Annotated in this window: 15 protein-coding genes and 2 pseudogenes; 10 read left to right on the top strand and 7 right to left on the bottom strand. The window is 71.3% G+C overall.

Annotated elements, in window-relative coordinates:
• Window positions 1-68: 68 nt before the first annotated feature.
• The gene (locus tag FVA80_RS07310) at window positions 69-1,418 is read left to right on the top strand and encodes an MFS transporter (RefSeq protein WP_147907677.1); all 1,350 of its coding nucleotides are present in this window, start codon (window positions 69-71) and stop codon (window positions 1,416-1,418) included.
• A gap of 101 nt (window positions 1,419-1,519) precedes the next feature.
• A complete protein-coding gene (locus FVA80_RS30350) occupies window positions 1,520-1,696 on the top strand; it encodes a hypothetical protein (protein WP_187193611.1) in 177 nt (58 codons plus the stop codon).
• Window positions 1,697-1,701: 5 nt separating this feature from the next.
• Here FVA80_RS30350 and FVA80_RS07315 read toward each other — a convergent pair whose 3' ends face one another.
• Both FVA80_RS07315 and cbiB read right to left on the bottom strand, forming a co-directional pair.
• Window positions 1,702-2,616, bottom strand: a complete 915-nt coding sequence (locus FVA80_RS07315) for an NAD(P)-dependent oxidoreductase (RefSeq protein WP_147907678.1) — start codon at window positions 2,614-2,616, stop codon at window positions 1,702-1,704.
• Between the two features lie 112 nt (window positions 2,617-2,728).
• A pseudogene (gene cbiB / locus FVA80_RS07320) lies at window positions 2,729-3,713 on the bottom strand (adenosylcobinamide-phosphate synthase CbiB).
• Between cbiB and cobD the strand changes: the two are divergent.
• Window positions 3,705-4,732 (top strand): annotated as a pseudogene (gene cobD / locus FVA80_RS07325) (threonine-phosphate decarboxylase CobD). The pseudogenes cbiB and cobD overlap by 9 nt on opposite strands.
• Here the strand turns inward: cobD and FVA80_RS07330 are convergent.
• Entirely contained in the window at window positions 4,725-5,900 is a 1,176-nt protein-coding gene (locus FVA80_RS07330; RefSeq protein WP_147909469.1) for an MFS transporter, read from the bottom strand. The pseudogene cobD and the gene FVA80_RS07330 overlap by 8 nt on opposite strands.
• Before the next feature lie 352 nt (window positions 5,901-6,252).
• Here FVA80_RS07330 and FVA80_RS07335 point away from each other — a divergent pair, with 352 nt between their 5' ends.
• The 3 genes from FVA80_RS07335 to FVA80_RS07345 all read left to right on the top strand — a co-directional run bounded on the left by FVA80_RS07335 (window position 6,253) and on the right by FVA80_RS07345 (window position 9,797).
• Window positions 6,253-6,444 (top strand): hypothetical protein, encoded by a 192-nt coding sequence (locus FVA80_RS07335; protein ID WP_147856579.1) that lies wholly within the window; start codon window positions 6,253-6,255, stop codon window positions 6,442-6,444.
• Between the two features lie 282 nt (window positions 6,445-6,726).
• Entirely contained in the window at window positions 6,727-8,136 is a 1,410-nt protein-coding gene (locus FVA80_RS07340; protein ID WP_147909468.1) for a malonyl-CoA decarboxylase, read from the top strand.
• A gap of 152 nt (window positions 8,137-8,288) precedes the next feature.
• A complete protein-coding gene (locus FVA80_RS07345) occupies window positions 8,289-9,797 on the top strand; it encodes a malonyl-CoA synthase (RefSeq protein ID WP_147909467.1) in 1,509 nt (502 codons plus the stop codon).
• Between the two features lie 50 nt (window positions 9,798-9,847).
• Here FVA80_RS07345 and FVA80_RS07350 read toward each other — a convergent pair whose 3' ends face one another.
• From FVA80_RS07350 to FVA80_RS07365, 4 genes are all read right to left on the bottom strand, one after another.
• A complete protein-coding gene (locus FVA80_RS07350; RefSeq protein WP_147909466.1) occupies window positions 9,848-10,624 on the bottom strand; it encodes a hypothetical protein in 777 nt (258 codons plus the stop codon).
• Window positions 10,625-10,716: 92 nt separating this feature from the next.
• A complete protein-coding gene (locus FVA80_RS07355; RefSeq protein ID WP_187193612.1) occupies window positions 10,717-11,088 on the bottom strand; it encodes a DUF3618 domain-containing protein in 372 nt (123 codons plus the stop codon).
• 5 nt (window positions 11,089-11,093) lie between these two features.
• Window positions 11,094-11,507, bottom strand: a complete 414-nt coding sequence (locus FVA80_RS07360; protein ID WP_147855974.1) for a phage holin family protein — start codon at window positions 11,505-11,507, stop codon at window positions 11,094-11,096.
• Between the two features lie 4 nt (window positions 11,508-11,511).
• Entirely contained in the window at window positions 11,512-12,021 is a 510-nt protein-coding gene (locus FVA80_RS07365) for a hypothetical protein (protein ID WP_147909464.1), read from the bottom strand.
• A 481-nt stretch (window positions 12,022-12,502) separates the two neighbouring features.
• Between FVA80_RS07365 and FVA80_RS07370 the strand changes: the two genes are divergently transcribed.
• The 4 genes from FVA80_RS07370 to FVA80_RS07385 all read left to right on the top strand — a co-directional run bounded on the left by FVA80_RS07370 (window position 12,503) and on the right by FVA80_RS07385 (window position 17,713).
• Window positions 12,503-13,924: a trehalose-6-phosphate synthase gene (locus FVA80_RS07370; protein WP_147909463.1), complete on the top strand. Its 1,422-nt coding sequence runs from the start codon at window positions 12,503-12,505 to the stop codon at window positions 13,922-13,924.
• A gap of 703 nt (window positions 13,925-14,627) precedes the next feature.
• On the top strand, window positions 14,628-16,742 hold the full coding sequence (glgX, locus tag FVA80_RS07375; RefSeq protein WP_147910551.1) for a glycogen debranching protein GlgX: 2,115 nt from the start codon (window positions 14,628-14,630) through the stop codon (window positions 16,740-16,742).
• Between the two features lie 182 nt (window positions 16,743-16,924).
• Complete coding sequence (locus tag FVA80_RS07380; RefSeq protein ID WP_047170722.1) at window positions 16,925-17,149, top strand: hypothetical protein; 225 nt, start codon at window positions 16,925-16,927, stop codon at window positions 17,147-17,149.
• Window positions 17,150-17,152: 3 nt separating this feature from the next.
• Window positions 17,153-17,713, top strand: coding sequence for a type II toxin-antitoxin system VapC family toxin (locus FVA80_RS07385; protein ID WP_147910552.1), 561 nt, complete (start codon window positions 17,153-17,155; stop codon window positions 17,711-17,713).
• Window positions 17,714-17,843: the final 130 nt, after the last annotated feature.

The following is a 17,843-nucleotide window of genomic DNA, read 5'->3' on the forward strand; positions in this document are numbered from 1 at the left end:
CCAGGGATTACTCTGTGTAATGCCGGCCCTCGCCACGAGGGGCCGCACGGACCCAGAGGAAACGCCAGATGCCCCCCACGCAATCCCCGGCTGGGGAAGATTTCGCCGAGAGCACCGTCCGCACGGTGACATTGCGGCTGATGCCGCTGCTCGGCCTCCTCTACCTGATCGCGTATATCGACCGGCAGAACGTGTCCTACGCCAAGCTGGACATGGTCGGCAGCCTGGGTCTCAGCGAGACCGCCTACGGCCTCGGCGCGTCGCTGTTCTTCCTGGGCTACTTCCTGTTCGAGGTGCCCGCCAACGTGTTCCTCGAGCGGGTCGGCGCACGGGTCTGGTTCGCCCGGATCATGTTCACCTGGGGCATCGTCACGCTCCTCCTCGGCTTCACCCAGAACGCCGCGATGTTCTACGTGCTGCGCTTCCTGCTCGGCGCCGCGGAGGCCGGCTTCTTCCCCGGCGTGCTGTTCGCGCTGACCCTCTGGTTCCCGCAGGAGCACCGGGCTCGGATGATCGGCTGGTTCATGATCGCCAGCGCGGTGGCCAACGCGGTGGGGGCGGCGATCGGCGGGGCGCTGCTCGGCCTCGACGGGGTCCTGGGGCTGGCGGGCTGGCAATGGGTGTTCCTGGCCACCGGGGCGCCGGCGATCGTGATGACCGCGATCGTGCTGCTGGTCCTACCGAACGGCCCCGAGACGGCGCCCTGGCTGTCCCAGGACCAGCGCGACTGGCTCGCTCGGACGCTCCGGGCCGAGCGCGAGGGCGGCGGCCTCGTGGATCACGGCAACCCCTTCGCGGCGCTCCTCGACAAGCGCGTGCTGATGCTCGCCGGGGTCTACGTATCGCTGCCGCTGGCCGCCTACGGGCTCGGCTACTGGCTGCCCACGGTGGTCAAGGGCTTCGGCGTCTCGAACCTCACCAACGGCTTCCTGAACATCATCCCGTGGGTCGCCACGGCCGTCGCCCTGTGGTGGGTTCCCCGCCACGCCGCCCGCACGAGCGCCCAGGGCAACGCCCTGACCTGGCACGTGGTCGGGCCGGCGCTGGTCGGGGCGACCGGGCTGGCGTTGAGCGTCATCCTGCCGGGCAACGCCGTGAAGTTCGCGTGCCTGTGCGTGGCGGCGGCCGGGACGTTCTCGGCCCAGCCGGTATTCTGGTCGATGCCCGCGACCTTCCTGCGCGGGGCGACCGCGGCGGCCGGGATCGCGGCGATCAACTCGGTCGGCAACCTCGGCGGCTTCGTCGCGCAGAACATGGTCCCGTTCATCCGCGACCAGACCAAGAGCGACCTCGTGCCGATGCTGTTCCTGTCCGCCTGCCTGGCGATCGGCGCCGGGGCGATGTTCGTGGTGCTCTCCGCCCTGCGGCGGGATGCGGCCAAGCGCGGGGCGGCGACGACGAGGCCCCGCGCCGCCTGAACATCGGTCGTCATCGCGCGTTATCCTTCATCGTGCCGCTCAATCCGGCACGATGATGTGACCTCGCGCTCCCGCGGGACATCATCGATGAGGGTACCGCAATGAGCGAAGGCATTCCGCTTCTGATCCTCGCCCTGGGCACTCTGGGCGGCGTCTGGTTCCTGGCCGCCGCAGCACGGAAGCAGGTCGCCGACGCCAAGGGTTCGCCGGAACGCTCCAGCGTGATCCGCGATCACGGCGGCACGCCGCGCGCGAACATGCCCGGCACCGAGCACTGACGGGATCAGCCGACGGCAATCCGCCGGCAATGGTCGAGGGCGGCGCCGATCAGGTTGTCGCTGGCCTCGGGCGTGCGGAAGGCCGAATGCGCCGACAGGACGACGTTCGGCAGGCCCGCGAGCGGGTGGTCGCCGGGAAGCGGCTCGACCGCGAACACGTCGAGCCCGGCCGCGGCGATCCGCCCCGTGCGAAGCGCCTCGACGAGGGCATCCTCGTCGATCAACGCCCCCCGGGCGGTGTTGATCAGGATCGCGCCGGGCTTCTGCGCGGCGATGCGCGCTGCCGACAGGAAGCCGCGGGTCTCGTCGGTCAGGAGCAGGTGGAGCGAGACCACGTCGCTCTCTTGCAGCAGCTGTTCCAAGGACACGAACGCGACGCCCTGATGCGTCTTCGGCGTCCGGTTCCAGGCCAGCACCCGCAGGCCTGCGCCGTGGCAGAGCCGTGCCATCTCGCCCGCGATCCCGCCGAAGCCGATCAGTCCGACGGTCTTGCCGGTGAGCTGGATCGCCTCGGTGCGCAGCCACCGCCCCGCCCGTATGGCCCGGTCCATCTCGGGCAGGCCCCGGGCGGCGGCCCACATCAGCGCGAAGGCGCATTCCGCGACCGCGGTGTCGCCGTAGCCCTTGATCGTGTGGACCGTGACGCCGCATGCGGTCCGGAGCGCTTCCGGGTCCATGTAGCTGCGGGCGCCGGTGCCCAGGAACACCACGTGCCGCAATCCCGTGCAGGCGCGGGCCACGTCGACCGGGAGGGCGGTGTGGTCGATCACCGCGATCTCTGCGCCGGCCAGCAGGGCGGGCAGGTCCTCCGGGGCGATGTCGGGCTGGAGGTTGATCGCGAACGCGGGATCGTCCGGCCGCAGCAGGCGGTGCGCCACCGCCGCCAGGGTCTCGCTGGCATCGACGAACACCGCGCGCATCGGCTTCTCCCTGACCGCTCAACCCAGCGTAGCGCATCCTCCCGAAAGGCGGGTCCCGGCTTTCGAAAAAAATGATGCAACCCAGAGCCCTGGCGCAGGCGGTGCCGTCGGGTCAGCCCAGCACGGCGAACCAGAGGGCGAGCAGGGTGAGGACGAGGCCGCCCTGAAGCAGGCAGGCCGTGCGGTAGAGGGTCAGGGCCCGGGCGATGTCGTCGGCCGTGGCCTCGGCCCGGCCGTCGCCCATATGCGCGTCGGGGACGCGGGTGCCGTCATAGACCCGCGGACCCGCGAGCCTCAGGCCGAGCGCACCGGCCATGGCGGCTTCGGGCCAGCCGGCATTGGGCGAGCGGTGCCGGCCGGCATCGCGGGCCATCGCCCGGAGGCCGCCGCGTGCGTCGGGCGCCGCGCAGGAGCGCCGCACAGACGATCAGCAGGCCGGCGAGCCGGGAGGCCGGCAGGTTCACCAGGTCGTCGAGCCGGGCGGCCGCCCAGCCGAAGGCCGCGTAGCGCGGGCTGCGATGGCCGATCATGCTGTCGGCGGTGTTGATCGCCTTGTAGAGTGCGCCGCCGGGCAGGCCCAGACACCCGATCCAGAAGGCCGGCGCCACGATCCCGTCGGAAAAATTCTCCGCCAGGCTCTCGATGGCGGCGCGGCACACCGCCGGCGTGTCGAGCTGGTCCGGGTCGCGCCCGACGATCATCGACACGGCGCGGCGCCCGGCCGCTAGGCCGCCGTCGCGCAGGGCGGTTTCCACGGCCGCGACGTGGTCGTTGAGGCTGCGCTGCGCCGGCAGGCTCGCGCAGAGCAGGCCGAGCAGCAGGAAGGCGGGGAGGGGACCCGCCCACAGGGCGAGGCCGGTGAGCGCCCAGGCCGGAAGCCCCGTGATCGCCAGAAGAAGCACCAGCGCGACGCAGCCCGCGACCCGGCGGCGGCGCCCGGAACCGCGATTCAGGCCACGCTCCAGCCAGGAAATCAGCCGGCCGATCCAGGTGACAGGGTGGCCGATGGCCTTGTAGAGCGCGTCCGGGTAGCCGGACGCCGCCTCGATCCCGAGGGCGAGGGCGAGGATGGCGAGCGTGTCGGGCGGATGGACCATCGTTTCTGGAATCCCGCTCCGAGGCCGGGGGCGATCCCGGGTGTCATCCCCCATGGCGGCGATCTCGGAGGGCTTCGGGACGCCTTTCCAGACGCGCCGGAACCCTGGCTCGACCTCTCGACGGGGATCAATCCGGTCCCGTATCGCGTGCCGCCGGTGGAGGCCAGCGCCTGGACACGGCTTCCCGCCGCCGCCGAGGTCGAGGCCCTACGGGAGGCGGCCGCGGCGGCGTACGGGGCTCCGGGCGCCGCCCAGGTCGTGCCCGCCCCCGGCACCCAGATCCTGATCGAGACCCTGCCCCGGATGGTGGCCCCGACCCGGGTGGCGGTTGTCGGCCCGACCTATGCCGAGCACGCCGCGGCCTGGGCGCGGGCGGGGCACGCGGTGGCGCAGGTCGACGGGATCCAGACGGTCGGCGATGCGGCCGTCGCGGTGCTGGTGGATCCGAACAACCCGGACGGGCGGACCCATCCGCTCGCCGATCGGCTCGCCTTGGCGGAAACGCTGCGCGCCCGCGGCGGCCTGCTGGTCGCCGACGAGGCCTTCGCGGACCTGGAGCCGGTGGCGAGCCTGTGCCCGCATGTCGGACCTGGGCTCGTGGTGCTGCGCTCCTTCGGCAAGACCTACGGGCTCGCCGGCCTGCGCCTCGGCTTCGCGGTGACGGATTCCGGGACGGCGGGCCGGATCGCCACGGCGCTCGGTCCCTGGGCGGTGTCGGGGCCGGCCCTGGCGATCGGGCGGGCGGCCCTGGCGGACGTGGACTGGCGCGCGGAGGCGGCCCGGTCGCGGGCGGCGGATGCGGGCCGCCTCGACCGGCTGATCGCCCGCGGCGGCGGAACCGTCATCGGCGGCACCAGCCTGTTCCGCACCGCAGACTTCGCGGACGGCCGGGCCTGTACCGGCGGCTCGCCGAGGGCGGCATCGCGGTGCGGCGCTTCCCCGAGCGGCCCGAGCGCCTGCGCTTCGGCCTGCCGGCCGGGAAGGCGGCGTGGTGTCGCCTGTCGCGGGTGCTCAGGTAGACGGCGCTGCCAGCCCGTGCCGGTCGCGGGCCGCCACCAGCACGGCCAGCACCGAGAAGACCAGCCCCACAGCGCAGACCCCCGGCCAGCCGACCATCAGGAACGCCTGCGAGCCCGCGAAGGCGCCGAGCGCCCCGAACACGAACAGGGTCGTAAACAGCACGGTGTTGATGCGGCCCCGGGCCCCCGGCACCAGGGCGTAGGCCCGGGTCTGGTTGGCGATGAGCGCGCCGTTCATGCCGATATCGATCAGCAGGACGCCGAGCCCGACGGCGACGAGCGACCACGTGCCCCCGGCCCACAGCACCAGGAACGACAGGGCGACCATCAGGCTGCCGCCGAGCACCACGGGCCGGGCGCCACTCCGGTCGGTGAAGCGGCCCGACACGGGGGCGACGAACGCGCCGCAGACCCCGATCACCCCGAACAGCCCCGCCCCGGCGGCGGACAGCCCGAAGGGCGGGCCCTCGACCAGCAGCGCGAGGGTCGCCCAGAAGGCGTTGAACGCGGCGAACAGCAGCGCCTGCGAGAGGCTCGCGGTGCGCAGGACCGGCTGCGACCGGGCGAGGTGCAGGATCGACAGCATCAGGGCACGATAGCGCAGCGGATGGGTCTGCGGCATGTGCGGCAGGGTGGCGCGGGCGATGCCCGCCATGACGAGCGCCAGGAGCGAGGCGGCCAGGAACACCGCCCGCCAGCCGAGATGCGCCCCCAGGAACCCGCTCGCCGTGCGGGCGAGCAGGATACCGGTGAGCAGTCCGGTCATCACCTGGCCGACGATCCGCCCGCGGCTCGCATCCGGGGCAAGCTCGGCCGCGAACGGCACCGCCTGCTGCGCCGCGCAGGCGAGGACGCCGACCACCAGATGGGCCAGGGCCAGGCAGGCGAGGTTCGGCGCGAGGCCGACGGCGAGCAGTGCCACGGAGAGCCCGAGGCATTGGGCCACGATCAGGCGGCGGCGGGGCAGGGCGTCGCCCAGGGGCACGAGCCCGATGATGCCGAGCCCGTAGCCGACCAGGGCCGTGGTCGGCACCCAGAGGGCGGCGGCATCGCCGAACTCGGAGACGATCAGGCCGAGCAGCGGCTGATTGTAATAGATGTTGGCGACCGCCCCGCCGGCGATCAGCGTCAGGCCGAGCCGGGCCTTCGCGTCGAGGATGGTGGTCACGGCAGGATCGGGAGCAGGCGGGCGCGCCGCCGCGGGAGGGCCGTGATGGGGGCCATCGTGAGGTCCGTACGGGTGAGGGAGGGCAGGGCCGAGATCGATACGGGCAGAGCGCGCCGTCCGGCAAGCGCCGGGCCTGCAGCCCTCCGCCACGCCCCGAACCCCTTCACGGGCCCGCGCCCCGCACCATATCCGGTCGACGCGGTTCAGGCCGTCCGCAGCGGAAGCGCTGCCGGTCGCGTCCCATGGGCCGAAGCCCAGCCGAAGCCGACCGGGGCTCCTCATCCGGATACGGTCTTGGGGTTGGTTTCGTTCCGCATGGCGACGTCGGAACCGCTGCAGCAGGGAGTACGGGATGCCGAACTACCGCGTCGAGTTCGCCCGGGAGATCCTCGGGGTGCCCTTCACCATCGGGTCCGTCGAGATCACGCGGGCCCGCGATCCGGAACGTGCGCTCCGGGCGGCCGAACTCCGCTTCGCCCGCCAGCACGGCCTCGGCGACTGGCGGGAGCGGGCCGACCTCGCCACCCTGGCCGAGCGCCTCTGAGGGTCCGCGTCGCATCCTCCCCGAACGCCGTCGTTCGGGACGGTGCTTGGCGAACCCCTGGTTCCACCCGTCACACGGTGTTCGTCTTCGAGTTGCAGGGTGGGCGTTCGTTGGTTCGTGCGACCGCTCAAGCTCTGGTCGGGACGGCTGCGCCACCATAGAATGGCGGACGGAGCCGGGAACCGCCGTGTCCCTGCGTGACGGGACGAGGGCGTCCCGCTCCGCAGACCGGCGGACGGGTCCGGAGAGACGTCAGGTCCGACAGGGGTCAGTGCAAGGGTCATGGCGGCGATCTCCTTCTTCGGCGACCTGCTCCAGACCATCAGCGAGCGCGGCCGCGACCTGATCGGCATCGGACGCGGCGAGATCGGCGGCCGTGCCAGCGCGGGCGAGCTGGTCAAGCTGTGCGAGGACCTGATCTCCCGGCGCGGCGAGGCCTCCGGGGTGGCGCTGGCGCGGCTGATCCTCGACCGCTACGCCAGCTTCGGCCAGCCGGAGCGTCATGCCTTCCTGCGGGCGATCGCGCTGGATTTCGACGCGGACCACGCCGCCGTCGACGAGGCGATCGCCGCCTACCGGGCCGATCCGACCCGCGCCCGCCTCGGCACCCTGCATGAGGCCGCCGAGCCGCGCAGCCAGGAGCTGATTCGCCGCCTCAACCTCGCCCGCGGCGGCACGCTGAGCCTGGTGCGGATGCGCGAGGACCTGTTCCACCTGCGCAAGGCGCTGCGCACCGGGGCCGAGGCGGACCCGGTGGTGCTCGACGCGGTCGACAGCCTCGATTCCGATTTCGAGCACCTGTTCGCATCCTGGTTCAACCGGGGCTTCCTGGTGCTGCGGCACATCGACTGGACCACGCCGGCCCATATCCTCGAGAAGATCATCCGGTACGAGGCGGTGCACGCGATCTCCGGGTGGGACGACCTGCGCGCCCGGATCGAGCCGCCGGACCGGCGCTGCTTCGCGTTCTTCCACCCGGCCCTGGCCGACGAGCCGCTGATCTTCGTCGAGGTCGCGCTCACCGAGCAGGTCGCCCCGGCGATCGCCCCGATCCTGTCGCAGGAACGCAAGCCGCTGCAGCCGCGGGCGGCCACCACGGCGGTCTTCTACTCGATCTCGAACTGCCAGAAGGGCTTGGCCGGCGTCACCTTCGGCAATTTTCTGATCAAGCAGGTGGTGGAGGATCTGACCCGCGAGGTGCCCTCGCTGAAGACCTTCGTCACGCTCTCGCCGGTGCCCGGCTTCGCGGCCTGGCTCGCCCGGGAGCGCCGGGCCGACAGTCCGCAGGGGCTGCTGCCCGAGGATGTGGAGATCCTGCGGGCCCTGGACGATCCGGACTGGCACGCCGACAAGGCCCGGGCCGAGGCGGTGCGCAAGGCGCTGATCCCGGCCGCGGCCGCCTATTTCCTGCGCGCCAAGAACGAGCGCGGGCGCCCGCTCGACCCGGTGGCCCGGTTCCACCTCGGCAACGGCGCCCGGCTGGACCGGATCAACTTCCTCGGCGACACCGCGAAGAAGGGGCTGGCCCAGTCGCACGGCTTGATGGTGAACTACCTCTACGACCTGGCGGCGATCGAGAAGAACCACGAGACCTACGCCAATCTCGGCACCGTGGCGGCTTCGCCGGCAGTCACCCGGGAGCTGCGCACCAAGCTGCCGCCGCCGCGGGCCGTGGTGCTCGCCGAGGCGTGAGCCGGGGGCTTCCTCACCCTGAAGGGGATCTCGGTTCGCGCATCGACGCCCGGTGAACGTCATGGCGGAGAGCCGGCCTGCGATTGCGGGGCGGTCGCCAACGGTTCTATGGCTGCCTGAACCCCATGGCCCGTGATAGCTCAAGCCTCACGATGACGAACCACCTCTTCTCCCTGGTCCGGGACGGCGTTCCGGATCCTGCCAAGACCGTGATCGAGACGCCGGACGGGCGCCGATACAGTTACGCGGACCTGATCGCCCGCTCCGGCGCCTACGCGGCGGCCCTGCGGGCGGCGGGCGTGCAGCCCGGCGACCGGGTGGCGGTCCAGGTCGAGAAGAGCCCGGAGGTGATCTTCCTCTATCTCGGCGTCGTACGGGCCGGCGCCGTGTTCCTGCCGCTCAACACGGCCTACACCCCGGCGGAGATCGAATATTTCCTCGGCGATGCCGAGCCCACGATCTTCGTCTGCGACCCGGGCCGGCGCGACGCCCTCGCCGGAGCCGCCTCCGGCATCCGCGAGACCTGGACGCTGGATGCCGCGGGGACCGGCAGCGCCGCCGAGGCCGCGGACCGACAGGACACGGATATCACGGACGTGCCCCGCGGCCCGGAGGATCTCGCCGCGATCCTGTACACCTCGGGTACGACCGGGCGCTCCAAGGGCGCCATGCTGACCCACGACAACCTCGCCTCGAACGCCCGCACGCTGGTCGAGATCTGGCGCTTCACCGCCGACGACGTGCTGATCCACGCCCTGCCGGTGTTCCACACCCACGGGCTGTTCGTGGCGACCAACACGGTGCTGGCGAGCGGCGGCACCATGATGTTCCTGCCGCGCCTCGATCCGAAGCTGATCCTGAGCCTGATGGGCCGAGCGACCGCCCTGATGGGCGTGCCGACCTTCTACACGCGCCTCCTGAAGGAGCCGAGCCTGACCCCAGACGCGGCGAAAGGCATGCGGCTGTTTGTATCGGGCTCGGCACCGCTGCTCGCGGAGACGCACCGGGACTGGCAGGCCCGCACCGGCCACGCCATCCTCGAGCGCTACGGCATGACCGAAACCAACATGAGCACCTCGAACCCCTACACGGGGGACCGGGTCGCCGGCACGGTCGGATTTCCGCTGCCGGGTGTATCCCTGCGGGTGGTCGATCCCGAGACCGGCGCGGCGCTGGGCCCGGATGCGGTCGGCATGATCGAGGTCAAGGGCCCAAACGTGTTCAAGGGCTACTGGCGGATGCCGGAGAAGACCGCGGCCGAGTTCAGGCCGGACGGCTTCTTCATCTCCGGCGACCTCGGCAAGGTCGATGCCCGGGGCTACGTCCACATCGTCGGGCGCGGCAAGGATCTGATCATCTCAGGGGGCTTCAACGTCTACCCCAAGGAGGTCGAAACCGAGATCGACGCCCTGCCGGGCGTGGTCGAATCCGCGGTGATCGGACTGGCACACCCGGATTTCGGTGAAGCCGTCACAGCCGTGGTGGTCGGCGGCGCGAACGCGCCGGACGAGTCCGGCGTGCTGGCGGCTCTGGAGGAGCGTCTCGCCCGGTTCAAATGCCCCAAGCGCGTGCTGTTCGTGGACGAACTGCCCCGCAACACCATGGGCAAGGTCCAGAAGAACCTGCTCCGTGAGACGCATGCGGGGCTGTATCGCGCGTAAAAGAAACCGCCCGCTGGCCTCGGGGCCAGCGGGCGGTTTCCTCGTCGTGATCAGAGGTTGTGTGCGGTCCGCTCGTTCTCCGGCGGCGTATGCCCGTCGGGATCCGTGGCCTTGCGGACCGCCGCGTTGAGGTTGTCCGGGTCGAGGGCGGTCTGAACGAACTCGCGGCCCATACTGGTCACCTCGCGGGCGTAGCGCAGACCCTGGTCGCGGACCTCGTCGGCCCAGGGACCGATGTTGCGGTCCTCCTGGCGGGTGCGCGGCAGCAGCGCGCCGAGCAGCAGGCCGGCGGCGACGCCGACGACGCCCACCAGCAGCGGATTGTCGTCCACGAAGCGCTCGACCGCGCTGCGGCCGCGCTGGAGACCGTCGATCCCCTGGGTGGTGATGTCGTCGAGCGCCCGCAGGTTGCGCTTGTGCAGCGCCCCGGCACGCTCCCGGGCGTCATCGTAGGCCGAAGCGGCCCGCGCGCGGGCTTGGTCGGCGGCGCTACCGAGGCGGTCGCCGATGTCGTCGGCCAACTCCGATACGGTTTGGCGGGCCTGTCCGGCGAGATCGCTGGCGCGCTCGCCGGCCGCCTGGGCGTTCTCCCGCGCGGTGGCGGCCGCGTCGATCGGCCGGGTCGCGGCGCCGTGCGGGAGCGGATCGTGCAGCCCGCGCGGGTCGGGGCGGAGCGTGAAGTCGCCCGCCGCCTCGCCGGGAGCCGGGCGGGTGTCGCCGTGGCCGGCCGGATCGGGCCGCAGGCTGCTGTCGCTCGAGCCGGTCGGCATGCCCGCCGCGGCGGCGAGCTGATCGGGGAGGCTGGACGGATTCGGCTTGTCAGTCATGGCGGTGTCCTCGGATGTCCGTCGCGGCGGCGCCTGGGGGGTGGAGCCCCTCCCGGCTCTCCGGCCGGGCTCGGGTCGTCACGGTTCGGGTGTCAGATGTCGGTCGTCTCGAGGGGATCGCGGGGCGGACGCGCCGTCGGGAGATCGGGGTCGTAGCCGCGGGCCGTACCGGTGTTGAGCGTGGCCACGCGCTCGGCCGAGACCTGGGTCCGGCGGCGTTCGGCATCCCGTGCCATCCGGTTGAACAGCAGACCCACCCCGGCGGCGATCAGAAGGACCGGCACCGGGTTGCGGCGCACCGCCTCCAGGGCCCCGTCGTATACGCCACTCAGTGCGGGCGTGCGTCGGGCGTTGCCCAGCATCTCGTCCACGATGTTCGGGACCGAGAGCTTGCCCTGGATCTGGTCGATCGTGTCGTCGAGCCGAGCCCGGCTCGCCTCGATTTCCTTCTCGAGGTCGGTCATCGAACTCATCCGGACACGCGCTCCGACAGGGCCTGGGCATCCTGGCGCACCTGGCGCGTCGTACGCGTCGGCGCCAAGGTGGAGAGGGACAGGACGCTGCGCGCCCACAGGGCCATGCCGACGGCGATGACCAGCAGTACGCCGCCCACGATGAGCGCCGACAGCCACTCGGAGCCCACGATGGTGGCGAGCCACTTCACGAACGCGCCGATCAGGACCAGCAGGGCGACCACGGCGAACACCGCGGAGCCGACCATGCAGGCCAGGCCGACGATGAGCTGGCGGACGTTGCCCGCCATCTCGGCGCGGAACAGTGCGATTTCCTTACGGGCGAGCTCGTTGGTCTCCCGCAGCGCATCGCCGATGAGGCTCTGAATGCTGGAGGCGCCGGTCTGGCGCGGATCAGGACCCTGGGCCATGGTCTCAGGCCCGGAAGCTGTCGCGGGCGTCGCCGTCCGGGGCTTCCGGCGGCAGGCTCGACGACTTGATGAACCGGGCGGCGATCAGGCCGGCCACGAAGGTCCCCACCGCCACCGCTACCGGAGCGCGCCGGGCGAAGGCCTCGGCCTCACCGTAGAAGTCGCCGAGGCTGCGCCGCTCGATCGAGGAGCCGAGCTGCTCGAGGCCGTCGGCGGCGCTGTCGAAGAAGGCGCGCACGTTCGGCTTGTCGCCGAGGTCGCGGCCGGAATTGCGGATCGTCTGCGCCAGCTCGTGGACCGACTGCGCGGCGTCGCCCTTGCGCCGCTCGACGTAGTCCTGGGCCTGGAGTCGCGCCGCGTCGATCAGGCCGCGGCCGCGCTCGGCGGCTTCGTCGGCGAGACCTTCGACATCGCCCTGCAGCGCACGCCACTGGGCGCGCTCGCCGGGGCCATCGTGCAGCGGATCCTTGAGCGGGTCCTTCGGCGCGTCCTGCGGGAACTCGTTGCCGGCCATCTCGAAAACACTCCTCGCGGCGCAGGGATGGTGCCGCTTGCGGCGACCGCGGCCCCCGCGATGGCTGAGTAACCGGTTGGGCTGTCACCGGTTCCGGCCGATCCCGAAGGACCGCTCCGCGCGGGTTCGCGGCCGCCGCTCAGCCGGCGTTCAGGCGCGGTCTGGCAGAACCGCCACGCTTGCACAACGGCGACGCTTCGCCCGCTCTTCAACACGCTCGGGGCTTCCCTTCGCATCGCCTTCGAAGGCTGACCGGACGGGCGTCGGAGGCGTTCGGAACCCGGCGGCCGGCACCGGACAGGGCGGCGATCCTGTCCGGCGCGGCGGCGTGCTCGACTTGACCCGCGCCCGGCTTCACGCTTGGGTTGCTTCGACAAAGGATCGCGCAGGGACTCCGCGCGTTCTGCTATAAGAGAAGTCCCGATGCAGGCGCGGCGAGGTCCTCGACGCGGACCGCGCCCATGATCCGGAGCCGACCCCCGTGGCACGCCTTGTGATCGTATCGAACCGCGTCGCCATCCCCGAGGATGGCGGGAAGGCGGTTGCGGCGGGCGGCCTCGCGGTCGCAGTGAAGGAGGCGTTCACCGCCTACGAGGGGTTGTGGTTCGGCTGGAGCGGCAACATCTCGGAGGAGCCCTCCGAGGAGCCGACGCTGATCGACCGCGGCCGGGTCCAGTACGCCGTCGTCGACCTCTCCCCGCAGGACCACCTGGAATATTACGCCGGCTTCGCGAATCGGGCCCTGTGGCCGATCATGCATTACCGGCTGGGGCTCGGCGCGTTCTCGCGCTCGGATTACGCCGGCTACAGCCGCGTCAACCGCACCTTCGCCCGGGCGCTCGCCAAGCTGGTCGAGCCCGACGACATCATCTGGGTGCACGATTACCACCTGCTGCCGCTGGCCGCCGAGCTGCGCGGCCTCGGGCTCGACAACCCGATCGGCTACTTCCACCACATCCCCTGGCCCGCCGCCGACGTGTTCAACTCGCTGCCGGCGAGCACCGAGCTGCTGCGCGCCATCGTCGATTACGACCTGATCGGCCTGCAGACCGAGGCCGACGTCCAGAACCTGCAGCGCAACCTGGTCGACACCCAGCGGGCGATCCCGCTGGGCGGCGGCTCGCTGATGGTCGACGGGCGCCGCACCCGGATCCGCGCCTTCCCGATCGGGATCGACGTCGCCGGCTTCAAGGAGGCGGCCGAGAAGGCCAACGCCAACAAGGTGGTGCGCGAGACCATCGCGGGCCTGCGCACCCGCAAGCTGCTGATCGGCGTCGACCGGCTCGACTATTCCAAGGGCGTGTCCGAGCGAATGGAGGCGGTGGAGAGCTTCTTCGCCTCGAATCCCGACCAGCGCGGCAACGTCACCTACATCCAGATCACCCCGAAATCCCGCAGCGAGGTGCCGGAATACGAGCAGCTCGCCCGGGACGTGAACGAGAAGGTCGGCGAGATCAACGGCGCGCTCGGCGACCCGGCCTGGACGCCGATCCAGTACATCACCAAGGCCTACCCGCGCCCGGTCCTGGCCGGCCTGTACCGGGCGGCCCGGGTCGGCCTGGTCACGCCGATGCGCGACGGCATGAACCTCGTCGCCAAGGAATACGTGGTCGCCCAGAGCGAGGACGATCCGGGCGTCCTGGTCCTGTCGAAATTCGCCGGCGCGGCCCGGCAGATGCCCGAGGCGCTGCTGATCAACCCCTACGACCGGTTCGAGGTCGCCGAGGCGATCCGCTCCGCCCTGTACATGCCCAAGGCCGAGCGGCTGGCGCGGTGGAAGCCGATGGTCGAGCGCATGACCCGCGAGGACGTGGATTGGTGGGCCCGCAACTTCCTGTCGGAGCTGGAGAATTTCCGCACGATGGAGCGCGAGCCCCCGACCGCCGCCGCGGCCGCCGAGTAGGCGGAAAAGGGCGGCAGCCGAGGCGCGCCTCTCCCTTCCCCCTCTGCGGGGGAGGTGGGCCGGCCGTGAGGCCCGCATCGGGAGAGGGGAACCCGGCTTCCCGACAAGGCGCGACCGGCATGACGGGTGAAACCCTGTCCTGCAGCCGTGGCCCTTCTCTCTCGCCCTCTTCCAGGGCCTCCCTCCGCGGCAGAGCTCCGGGTTAGACAGGTCGGAATTTTGATCTCTGCTCAGGGCGGAAGGCTCGGTCTTCCCCTCGTGAAGACCTGACCGATACGGCCGCGCGCCGTCATCCCGGGGCCGCGCAGCGGAGCCCGGGATCCAGAGACGCCGACGTGTCCAACCCTTGCGCCGACCCTTGCGCCGACAGTGGTTCTGGGTCCGGGCTCGCCTCCGGCGCCCCGGAAAGACGACGCGGGTCATCCGATAGGGGGGATCGCTCCTCGGGAGATGGGTCTTCCAACCAGTCTGACCCGCAGCCCGCAAAGGGGGGAGGGAGGGCGCGCGCCCGCTGCGATGCGGCTTCTCCTGCCGCCGGGAAGGATCCGGACTGCGTTCCCCGAACCCGCCGGCCTTTGCGGGGAAGGAAGGGCGCGTGTCATACCTGGACCGAACGCCCCTGCGAGCCGAGCGCCATCCAGAACCCTATGAATGACCGCGCGCCCTCCCATCCCCCCACCTCCCACAAAACCGGACCCCGCCCATGATCGCCGTCGATGACGGGGTGCCGGCGCCGCTCGGCGCGCATTTCGATGGGCGCGGGGTCAACTTCGCCCTGTTCTCCGAGCACGCCACCGCGGTGGACATCTGCCTGTTCGAGCCGGGGGAGCGGCACGAGACCCGCACGGTCCGGCTGCCCTGCCGCACCGACGACGTCTGGCACGGCTACCTGCGCGGGGTGCTGCCGGGCCAGCTCTACGGCTACCGGGTGCACGGCCCCTGGGATCCGGCCAACGGCCACCGGTTCAACGCCTCGAAGCTGGTGCTCGACCCCTATGCCAGGGAGATCCGGGGCCGGATCCGCTGGCACGACGCGCTCTACGGCCACCGCCGGGGAAACGAGAGCCGGATCGACCGGCGGGACAGCGCGGTCTACATGCCCAAGGGGGTGGTCACGGCCCCGGAGGTGCCCGACCTCGCCCTCGCCCCGCTGCGCCGGCCGCTCACCGAGACCGTGGTGTACGAGGCGCACGTCAAGGCGCTGACCCGCACCCATCCCGCCATCCCGGAAGCGGAGCGCGGCACCTACGCGGCGCTCGCCCATCCGGCGATCATCGAGCACCTGGTCAAGCTCGGGGTCACCGCCCTGGAGCTGCTGCCGATCCAGGCCTTCGCGGACGACCGCTTTCTGGTCGAGAAGGGGCTCGTCAATTTCTGGGGCTATCAGCCCCTGGGCTACTTCGCCCCGGATCCGCGCTACCTCGGGGAGGGCGGGCTCGGCGGCCTCAAGGCGGCGATCCGCGAGCTGAACGCCGCCGGGATCGAGACCTGGCTCGACGTCGTCTACAACCACACCGCCGAGGGCGACCACAGCGGCCCGACCCTGTCGTTCCGCGGCATCGACAATGCCAGCTACTACAAGCTCGACCCCGCGGACCGGCGCCGGACGATCGATTGCACCGGCTGCGGCAACACCCTCGATGCGAGCCACCCGCGGGTGATGCAGCTGGTGCTCGATTCCCTGCGCCACTGGGTCACCGCCTACGGCATCGCCGGCTTCCGGTTCGACCTCGCCACCAGCCTCGGGCGCGCGCCGCTCGCCTTCACCCCGCAGGCGGCGTTCTTCCAGGCGGTGGCGCAGGATCCGGTGCTCGCCAGGGTCAAGATGGTGGCCGAGCCCTGGGACATCGGGGAGGGCGGCTACCAGCTCGGCGGCTACCCGCGCGGCTGGAGCGAGTGGAACGACAAGTTCCGCGACGCGGCCCGGGGCTTCTGGAAGGGCGATTCCGGCACCCTGGCGAAATTGACCCAGGGGCTGACCGGCTCGCGCGAGGTGTTCGCCCCGTCCCGGCGCTCGCCGCTGGCCAGCGTCAACTTCATCGCCAGCCACGACGGCTACACCCTGGCCGACACGGTGGCCTACGAGCAGAAGCACAACGCGGCCAACGGCGAGGACAACCGCGACGGCCACGGCCACAACGTCAGCTGCAATTACGGCGTCGAGGGCGACACCGACGACCCGGCGATCCTGGGCGCCCGCGCCCGCCAGAAGCGCAACATGCTGGCCACCGTGATGCTGGCCCAGGGCGTACCGATGCTGCTGATGGGCGACGAGCGCTCCCGCAGCCAGGGCGGCAACAACAACGCCTACGCCCAGGACAACCCGATCAGCTGGATGGACTGGACCAGCGACCCGGACCCGCAGCTCACCGGCTTCGTGGCGAACCTCCTGGCCCTGCGCCGGGCCCAGCCGGCCCTGCGGCGGCGGACCTTCTTCACCGGCGTCCCGGCCACCCCCGAGGCGCCCCTCCGGGACGTGCACTGGCTCGCCCCCGAGGGCACCGAGATGGAGAACCACCACTGGGCTGACGACGGCCTGCAGGTGTTCGGCATGCAGATCGGCAACGACGGGGACGGCGACCGCCTGCTGCTGCTGTTCAACGCCGGGGTGGAGCCCCTCGACTTCCGCCTCGCCCCGGTGATCGGCGGCCCCTGGCAGCCGGCCTTCGACACCGGCGAGGCAGCCGGCACGGTCCCGCCGGGCGCCCCGTCCTACGGGCCGGACGCGCCGGTGCCGCTGCCGGGCCGCTCGGTGCTGGTGCTCACCGCGGCGGGCGTGGGGGCGGGGGTGTCGAGCGGTTGGGTGCCGAGGGGTTGAGAGCAGGCCCCAGTTCGAGCCGGTCGAAGCGAGATGATTGCGCGCGGGGGTCCTGCGCGTTACGTTGCCTGATCATACGATTTGTTGAACGTCATCGGAGCATCGTCATGGCTGGAGATCGTTCGCAGCCGAGGCAGGCCTCAGGGACTGAGACAGCCCTTGCCCCTTCCGTTACCGCTGTCATGGCCCGCGCGCAGGAAAGCGGCCTGACCCGGGGCAAGGCCAGCCGGATCTCCGGACGCGTCGCACCGGAATTGATCGAACGCGCCAAGGCCCGGACGGGGCTTCACTCCGATACCGCGCTGATCGAGTTCGCGCTCGCCAACATCGCCATCGAGGATGGCTTCGCGGACGTATTCCGCACGCTGCGGGCCTCGGTCGACCCGGAACTCGACCTGAGCTTCTAGCGAGTGGCCTTCACCTTCAAGGCTGCGGAACGGCTGCGTCGGCAGGCACCGAAGACGGCGTTGCAGCGCCGGGACGATACCGCACTGCCCTTCCTCGAGGCGCAGGCGCAGGCGGGCCGTCCCCTCCTGCTCGATACCTGCGTCTACATCGACCAGATGCAGGGGCGGGCGCCGCCCCTGGTCGAGGATCTCCTCGGCATCCGGATCGTGAACCACAGCACTGTCGCCATCCAGGAGTTGATGCACACGGTAGGGGTCCTCGATCCCAAGGACCCTCGCAGCGCCCAGGCCGTCGCGGCAATCGGAACCGCGATCGACGCGATGCCGCCGCACCGGATCTTCACGCCCGACGCCGAGATCCTGGGAAGCGCCGCCGTCTATGCGGGCATGCTCTGCCGGATCCAGGGCTATGCAAAGGACGACCGCATGGGCGCACTCCACGATTGCGTCCTGTTCCTGCAGGCGCTCAAGCTCGGCTTCTGCGTGCTCACGCGCAACCTCAGGGACTTCGACGCCCTGTTGCAACTCCGCCCGGATAGCCAGGTCCTGTTCTATCGAACGTGACCCCACAGCCTACCACTTGGTCCCCCGCGCCATTTTTCGCACGCTGGCCGTCTCATCACGTCGCCATAGCTGCGCTGCGGGAACCGGATCGTGTGCGGGGCCTTCTCCCACGACAATGATCCCTGCCGCG

The organism is Methylobacterium sp. WL1 (assembly GCF_008000895.1).
In the GTDB taxonomy this organism is placed as follows: domain Bacteria; phylum Pseudomonadota; class Alphaproteobacteria; order Rhizobiales; family Beijerinckiaceae; genus Methylobacterium.